Genomic DNA, 8,127 nt, shown 5'->3' with positions numbered 1-8,127 from the left:
CCTCCGGCACCTCCGGCACCCCCGGAACTCCCGGCCCCCCCCCCGCGCCGCTGCCCGGGGCCGCCGCCGCGGGGCCCGGGCCCCCCCGCCCCCCCCCGGGCCCGCCCCGGCCCCGCCGCCCGCGCCCCGCCCCCGGGCGGGGGCACCACTCCGGCGCGGCGCCGCCGCAAGATCCGCACCGAGGCCGTCTCCGGCTATCTGTTCGTGGCCCCCGCGGTGATCCTCTTCGCCGTCATGGGTCTGTACACCACCGGCTACGGCTTCGCGCTCTCCTTCGCCACCTGGAACGGCTTCACCCCGAACTGGAAATGGGTCGGCTTCGACAACTACGCCGACCTCCTGTGGCGCAGCCCCGTCCACGCACCCCCGGTCCAGGCCGCGGCCCTCAACACCCTCTGGGTGATGATCTTCGTACCGCTGCTCACCATCGCCGTGTCGTTCCCCCTGGCCATCCTGCTCAACCAGGCCAAGCGGCTCCAGGGCGTGCTGCGCTCGATCTACTTCATCCCGTACGTCACCACCGGCATCGCCGTCTACTTCGCCTGGCGCTACATCCTCCAGCCGGACGGAGCCATCAACTATCTCCTCGGGCTGCTCGGCCTCGGCTCCCTGGAACAGCCCCAGGGCTGGCTCGGCAACCCCGACACCGCCCTGGCCACCCTCATCGTGGTCACCGTCTGGGGCAATGTGCCGGTCGCCATGCTGCTGTACCTGACCGGACTCCAGTCCATCGACCGCAGTGTGCTGGAGGCCGCCGAACTGGACGGCGCGGGCTGGTGGCGCACCAACTTGTCCGTCGTCTGGCCCCTGCTGATGCCGCTGACCGCGATCAACATGCTGCTCAATCTGCGTGAGTCGCTGCACGGCTTCCAGACCTTCCTGGTGATGACCAACGGTGGACCCGGCCAGCACACCAATGTCCTGGGCCTGGAGACCTACCGGCTGGCCTTCCTCGAAGACCTCGCCCCCACCCTTGGTCTGGCCAGCGCCCTGGGCTGGATGCTGTTCGCCGTGGCGATGGTGCTGGCCGCGATCAACCTGCGTGCCATGAGGAGCCGAGTATGACCACCCTTGCCGCCCCGGACGCGCGCCGTCACACCGAGCAGGACCGGTCGCAGCGTCGCCCCGGCCCCAGGCCGGCCGGTCGTATCGCCGGCCGCGTCGTGGTCTTCGTGCTGCTGGCCGGGTACGCCGTGGTGAGTCTCTATCCGTTCCTGTGGATGGTGTCGGCCACCTTCAAGACCCAGTTCGAAGTGGTGCGCGGAGGGCACCTCATCCCCGAGAACCCCACCTTCGACACCCTGGTCAACACCTGGAACCAGCTCAATTTCTTCGACTACTTCCTCAACAGTGTCCTGGTCACCACCTACACCGTCGTCCTGACCCTCGCGGTCTACGCGGCGGCCGGGTACGCCTTCGCCGTCCTGCGGTTCAAGGGGCGCACGGCACTGTTCCGGATGTTCATGGCGCTGCTGTTCGTGCCCGGCGTGACCGTGATGCTGCCGATCGTGATCCTGGAGAACGAGCTGGGGCTGCTCGGCACCCACATGGGCCTGGTACTGCCCTTCGTCAACGGCACCGCCCCGCTGTCCGTCCTGCTGATGAACGGCGCGTTCAACGCCATCCCCCATGAACTGCGCGAGTCCGCCCGCGTCGACGGCGCCTCCGAACTGCGCATCTTCACCAGCATCTATCTTCCGCTGTCCCGGCCCGCCCTGATCACCGTCGCCCTGCTGACCGCGATCCCGACCTGGAACGAGTATCTGCTGACCCGGGTCTCGCTCAACGACCCCTCCACCTACACCCTGCCGCTCGGGCTCCAGACGCTCGCCTCGGAGAGCGTCCCGCAGTACAACAACCTGATGGCGGGCGCGCTGATCATCGTCGTACCGGTGATCCTGCTCTTCCTCTTCCTCCAGCGCTACTTCGTCAGCGGTCTGGTCGGGGCGGTGAAGGGCTGATGCGCGTACTGATCACCGGAGCCGCCGGGCATCTCGGCGGCTATGTGATCGGTGAACTGGCCGCACGCGGCCACCATCTGGTCGCCGTCGACCAGTACCCGGTGCAGGACGCGCGCCTGGACCGGACGCACGTCGGTGACCTCCAGGACCGGGACGTCGTCCGTGCCGCGCTGCGGGGCGTGGACGCGGTCGTCCATCTGGGCGCCATCCCGCATCCCAACTCCGACGACGACAGCAAGCTGTTCGCCACCAACTGCCTCACCGCCCACCGCGTCCTGGACGAGGCCGGGCGGGCCGGGGTGGAGCGGATCGTCGCCACCTCCAGCCTCGCCGCCGTCGGCCTGGCCTGGGCGCCCCGCCCGCTCTCGCCCCGCTACCTGCCGCTGGACGAACAGCACCCCACCCTTGTCGAGGACCCCTACGGGCTGTCCAAACTCGTTCTGGAGGAGATCGCCCACGCCACCCATCGCCGCTGGGGCAGCGACATCATCAGTCTGCGCATGCCGTTCACCGGCGCCGGCACCCGGCTGAAGACCCACTTCGCCGAGGTCGCCGCCGATCCGGGCGAACACCGTGACGGGCTGTGGGGCTGGCTCGACACCCGCGACGCCGCCATGGTGATCCGGCTCGCCCTGACGGCCAAGGTGCGGGGCAGCCATGTCATCAACGTCGCCGCCCCCGACACCTCCGCCCCCCGCCCCACCGCCGACCTGCTGGAACGCCACTTCCCCGACGTCCCCGTACTCGCCGAACTGCCCGGCCGGGCCTCCCTGTTCGACAGCACGGCCTGCGCCCGCCTGCTGGGCTTCAAGCCGGGCCGCACCCGTACGACCTAGCACCGCGGCCCCGTACCGACCGAGCACACGCCGACCCGACCGGATGCCGACCCCACCGGGTGTCGGCCCGACCGCATGCCGACCTGACCGTATCGGCGTCGACCTGACCGCACGCCGACCCGGCCGACCGTACATCGACCCGCCCGAATTCCGACCCGAGCACACACCCACCCCATCCCAGGAGGATGCCCGTGCTGCCCGACCTGTCCCTACGGCGAAGAGCGGTGAGCCGTCCCGCCATCGTGCTGACGGCCCTGCTGACCGCGCTGACCCTGTGGGCGCCCGTCCCCCTCGCGGGCGCGGCCACCGACCCCGTGATGTACCCCAACGGCGTCGGCGCCGACCTCGGCCCGACCCCCGATTCCCTCGGCGTGCGCGCCGCCGCCGGGGCCGACCCGGCCGGGCTGCGCACCGGCGAGCTGGACGGCCGCGGCTACTGGCAGACCGACACCGCCGCCGGTACGTCCTACCTCACCTTCGACCTGGACGACGAGTACGTGGCGAGCCTGCCCGGCGACGACCTGGTGGTCAGCGTCACCTACCGGGACACCGGCAAGGGCGCGCTGACCCTGCGCCAGGGCGCCGACGGCACCGACGCCACCCTGCCGCTGACCGGCGCCGGCACCTGGAAGACCGGCGCCTTCGACCTGACCGACGCCGACCTCACCGGCGGCAAGGACGTACTGCGGCTGGCCGGGGTCGACGGGGACACGGCACGGGACATCACCATCGCGGCCGTGCGGATCGGCGCGGTCGGAGCCTCCGCCACCCTCGGCGCCGCTCCCGAGACCTCCCGGCTCACCCCCCGCGGCGGCGACTCCTCCGCCGGCCCGGTCATCGGCACGCACGACGGCCGCGGCTACTGGCAGACCAACCGCACCGCGCCCGCCCCCGGCGTGAACTTCCTCTACCTGAACGTCGACGACACCTACCTGTACAACAACAGCGACCGGGTGTTCGTCAGCGTCGACTACCTCGACTCCGGCAACGGCAGACTCGCCCTGCACTACGACTCCCCGGGCGCCGCGCTGGCCGACAAGTTCAAGCCGTCCGCGATCTTCACCTACGGCGACACCGGCACCTGGAAGACCCACACCTTCGCCCTGGACGACGCGATCCTCACCAACCGCGCCAACGGGGCCGACTTCCGTATCCACAACGCCGGCTCCTCCGTCGAGATGAAGGTCGCCGCCGTACGGATCGCCGTCGCCCCCGGTGAACTCAAGCCCGCCCAGGGCCTCCAGGCGCTGATCGACGACGCCGCGCTCGCCCTGCACGCGGCCCGCGAGGGCGACCGCGACGGCCAGTACCCGGCCGGTGCCAAGGACGAGCTGAGCGCCGCGATCGAGGGCGCCGAGGCGGTCGCCGGGAACGAGGACTCCACCGAGGAGGAACTGCGCACCGCGCTGCACGGTCTCGACGCCGCGCTCGACGCGTTCACCGCCTCGGCCGTCAGCACCGACCTCACGGACGGCGCCGCGCTCACCGCGAGCAGCAGCGCCCCCGGAAACGGCACCGCGAACGCCGTTGACAACGATGCCAAGACCACCTGGACCAGCGGCTCCGACGGCACGGGGGAGTGGCTCCAGGCCGACCTGGGCAAGGCCAGGTCCGTCAATGAGATCCGGGTGTACTGGGGCTCGCGCTACGCCTCCCGCTTCGACGTCCAGGTCTCCCGCGACGGCCGCTCCTTCACCACCGTCGCCGAAGGCGGCGGCGGCGACAACAAGGAGTTCGGCACCCGCTTCGACACCACCACCGCCCGCTATGTCCGGCTGTCCCTGACCGGCTACGCCGAGAGCGGCAAGAACTTCACCATCGGCGAGTTCGAGGTCCGCGGCCTGGCCGCCGTCGAAGGGGAGGCGAAGCTGGTCAGCACCCGCTACCCGACCGAGACCCCGGTCGTCGCCGACTTCGACGTCCGCTCCTACGGCGCCGACCCGACCGGCCGCAAGGACGCCACCGAGGACATCCGGGCGGCGCTGTACGACTGCCAGGACGCGGGCGGCGGCACCGTCTGGCTGCCGTCGGGCACCTACCGGGTCACCGACACCCTGGAGATCTCCTCCTTCTGCACCCTGCGCGGCGACCACCGCGACCCCGACAAGGGCAGCGGCGGCTACGGCACGGTCCTGTCCGCCGACCTCCCCTCGGGTGAGGACGGCCCCGCGCTCCTGCGGATCGGCGGCAGCGCCGGCGTCATCGGACTCACCACGTACTACCCCCGGCAGAGCGCCACGGACCCGGTGCCCTACAACTACACCATCGAGATCCCGGGCCGCGGCTGGAGCGGCAACGAGAACTACATGATGAGCACCGTCTCCGATGTCACCCTGCTCAACTCGTACAAGGGCATCGGCATCAGCACCTACGTCAACGACCGTGGTGAGAGCGCCAGTTCGGGCCAGGTCCACGAGTCGGCCACCCTGCGCAACATCAAGGGAACCGTCCTGTCCGAGGGCGTGCGCGGCTACAACGGCGCCGACGTCGGCACCTGGGAGAACATCACCCTCTCCAACGCCTACTGGGCCAAGGCTCCCGCCGCCTACAAGCCGCCCGCCCGCGCCACGCTCGACGCCCACACCCGCGCCCACGCCACCGGCCTGATCCTGGGTGACCTCGAATGGGACCAGTTCTACCGGATCAGCCTGTCCGACTTTAAGACCGGCATCCACATCGTGCCCGGTCAGCGTGCCTCCTTCACCGGCAGCTTCATCGAGACGGACGTGCGCCGCACCGACGTGGCCGTACGGGCCGAGGAGTTCGACTCCCGCTGGGGATCGTCCTTCGCCTCCAGCACCCTGGAGGGCAGTGTCGCCGCCATCAGCAACGGCTCCCAGGCCTACATCAAGGTCACCGAGACCGAACTGATCGGCGCCACCGAGGGCATCGTCCACCGCCTCTCCGGCGAGGTCCCCGCCTACGAGCAGGAACCGCTGCCCAAGCCCGCCCGCGCGGTGCTGTACGACGTCACCGACGCCCCGTTCAAGGCGCCCCGCACCAACGGTGTCATGCCCCAGCGCGACGCCACGGCCGCCATCCAGCGTGCCCTGGACCGGGCCGGCCGTGACGGCGGCGGCATCGTCTACCTCCCGGCGGGCTGGTACCGGATCGACGGCCACCTCACCGTCCCCAAGGGCGTCGAACTGCGCGGCTCCTCCGCCGTCGCCAACCGTGACCTGCTCGGCGCCAGCGGCGGCACCGTCCTGATGGCGTACGAGGGACGCGACACCGACAGCCCCGACACCGCCACCGCGCTCATCACCCTGAACGGCAAGGGTGCGGGAGTGCGCGGACTGCGCGCCTTCTACCCCGAGAACAACCCCGCCTCCGCCGAGGGCATCCAGCCCTACCCGTACACGATCCGTGGCAACGGGACCGGCACCTATGTCATCGACATCGGCCTGACCAACTCCTGGAACGCCGTCGACCTGGCCACCCACACCAACGACGGCTTCACCGTGCGCAAGCTCGCCGGCGCCTACTTCTCGCACGGCATCACCGTCGGGGAGAGCGACGGCGGCCGGATCGAGGGTGTCCTCTCCAACGGCAACGCGGTCTCCCGCGTCGGCTACGCGCTGCCCGAGTGGGCGCAGGAGAAGAACATCTTCCCGCAGGTCATCGATGTCCCCATGCGCAAGCAGGCGCAGATCGTCACCGTCGACGGGGCCACCGACCTCACCCTGCTGGACGTCTTCGGCTACGGCTTCCGCCACGGCCTGGTCGTGAACTCCGGCGAGGTCACCGCGTTCAACCTGGGCACCGACAACCTCGGCGGCGACGGCTACACCATCAAGGCCGGGGCCGACGCCGAGGTCACCGCCGTCAATGTGATGCGCTACAACGGCACCACCCTCAGCGGCCCCGCACGGCTGATCAACGTCATGGCCATCAGCATGGTCCAGCAGACCGTGCGGGCCACCGCCGAACCGGCCGACGCGGGCACCGTGACCATCCACGGCAACGAGAGCGAGCCCGGCAAGTACGAGAAGGGCAGCGTCATCACCGTCACCGCCGAACCCGCCGCCGGACAGCGCTTCACCGGATGGACGGTGAACGGCGCCGACGCCGGAGCGGAGCCGGAACTGACGCTCACCGTCAGCCAGAACCTGACGGTGACCGCCCGCTTCGAGGCGGCACCCGGGGAGGAGCCGGGTGCCTGACCCCCTCAGGGTCGGCATGGTGGGCGCCGGAAAGATCTCCGGCGCCTACCTGGACACCCTGGCCCGTCTGGACCGCGTACGGCTCACCGCCGTCGCCGATCTCGACGCGCACCGCGCCCGGGTGGCCGCCGAGCGGGCGCCCGGACCGGTGGCGGTCACCGGATCCGTCGCCGAACTCGTGATCCGCGACGACGTGGACGCCGTACTGAACCTGACCACCCCCGGCGAGCACGCGAAGGTGGCGCTGGCCGCCCTCGCCGCCGGGAAGCATGTGTACGGCGAGAAGCCGCTCGCCGCCGACCGGGAGGAGGCGGCGGGCGTCCTCACCACGGCACGGGCCGCCGGACTGCGGGTGGCCTGCGCCCCGGACACCGTCCTGGGCACCGCCGTGCAGAGCGCGCGGGCGGCCGTCGACGACGGGCTGATCGGGACACCGGTCGCCGCCACCGCGTTCATGACCACCGCGGGGCACGAACGCTGGCACCCCGACCCGGAGTTCTACTACCGGCCGGGCGGCGGCCCGCTGCTCGACATGGGCCCGTACTACCTGTCCGCGCTGGTGCATCTGCTCGGACCGGTCGTGCGGGTCACCGGGGCCGCCTCCCGACCCCGGGCCGCCCGTGAGATCGGCAGCGGGCCCCGGGCCGGGCAGCGGTTCGCGGTCGAGGTCGCCACCCATGTCACCGGCGTCCTGGAACACGAGGGGGGCGCCCTGACCACGCTCGTCATGAGTTTCGACGTGCACGCGGCCCGGCTGCCGCGCATCGAGGTGCACGGCACCGCCGGCTCGCTGTCGGTGCCCGACCCGAACGGCTTCAACGGGCTGGTCGAGATCCACCGCGCCCGCGACGAGTGGCGGCCCCTGCCGGTGCGGGCCGGCTATCGCGACAGCGGACGCGGCACCGGGCTCGCCGACCTCGCGGACGCCCTGACGAACGGCCGGCCGCACCGGGCGTCCGCCGAACTCGCCGCCCATGTCCTGGACGTGATGCTCACGCTCCTGGACGCGGCCGGCCGGCGCACCTCCCTGCCGGTCGGCAGCACCTGCGAACGGCCCGAACCGGTGCCGCTCCGCTGAGACCCGGGGAGGTCGGGGCCCGGCGGGCCGCCCGCCCCCCCCCGCCCCCGCCCAGGGAGGGCGCCCCCGCGGGGCACGGACCGCGCGCC

5 protein-coding genes are annotated in these 8,127 nt (G+C 71.5%); all 5 read left to right on the top strand.

Going from position 1 to position 8,127, the window contains the following annotated elements; translation table 11 throughout:
- On the top strand, nt 1-1,065 hold a 1,065-nt coding region (locus ACFXAZ_RS27820; protein ID WP_384596779.1), incomplete at its 5' end, for a carbohydrate ABC transporter permease.
- A complete protein-coding gene (locus ACFXAZ_RS27815; RefSeq protein ID WP_384596777.1) occupies nt 1,062-1,961 on the top strand; it encodes a carbohydrate ABC transporter permease in 900 nt (299 codons plus the stop codon). The genes ACFXAZ_RS27820 and ACFXAZ_RS27815, both read left to right, overlap by 4 nt.
- Nucleotides 1,961-2,797, top strand: a complete 837-nt coding sequence (locus ACFXAZ_RS27810) for an NAD-dependent epimerase/dehydratase family protein (protein WP_384596775.1) — start codon at nt 1,961-1,963, stop codon at nt 2,795-2,797. Before ACFXAZ_RS27815 ends, ACFXAZ_RS27810 begins: the two co-directional genes overlap by 1 nt.
- 224 nt (nt 2,798-3,021) lie before the next feature.
- Complete coding sequence (locus ACFXAZ_RS27805; protein WP_384596774.1) at nt 3,022-6,960, top strand: discoidin domain-containing protein; 3,939 nt, start codon at nt 3,022-3,024, stop codon at nt 6,958-6,960.
- Nucleotides 6,953-8,038, top strand: a complete 1,086-nt coding sequence (locus ACFXAZ_RS27800) for a Gfo/Idh/MocA family protein (protein WP_384596772.1) — start codon at nt 6,953-6,955, stop codon at nt 8,036-8,038. The genes ACFXAZ_RS27805 and ACFXAZ_RS27800 overlap by 8 nt, the downstream gene beginning before the upstream one ends.
- Nucleotides 8,039-8,127: the final 89 nt, after the last annotated feature.

Source organism: Streptomyces sp. NPDC059477 (assembly GCF_042749375.1).
Classification (GTDB): domain Bacteria; phylum Actinomycetota; class Actinomycetes; order Streptomycetales; family Streptomycetaceae; genus Streptomyces.
This window is presented reverse-complemented; position numbering and strand designations above follow the sequence as displayed.

Excerpts from the sequence above, each read along its gene's own strand:
- ACFXAZ_RS27815 (WP_384596777.1), top strand. The coding sequence starts at position 1,062 with ATGACCACCCTTGCCGCCCCGGACGCGCGCCGTCACACCGAGCAGGAC.
- ACFXAZ_RS27810 (WP_384596775.1), top strand. The coding sequence starts at position 1,961 with ATGCGCGTACTGATCACCGGAGCCGCCGGGCATCTCGGCGGCTATGTG.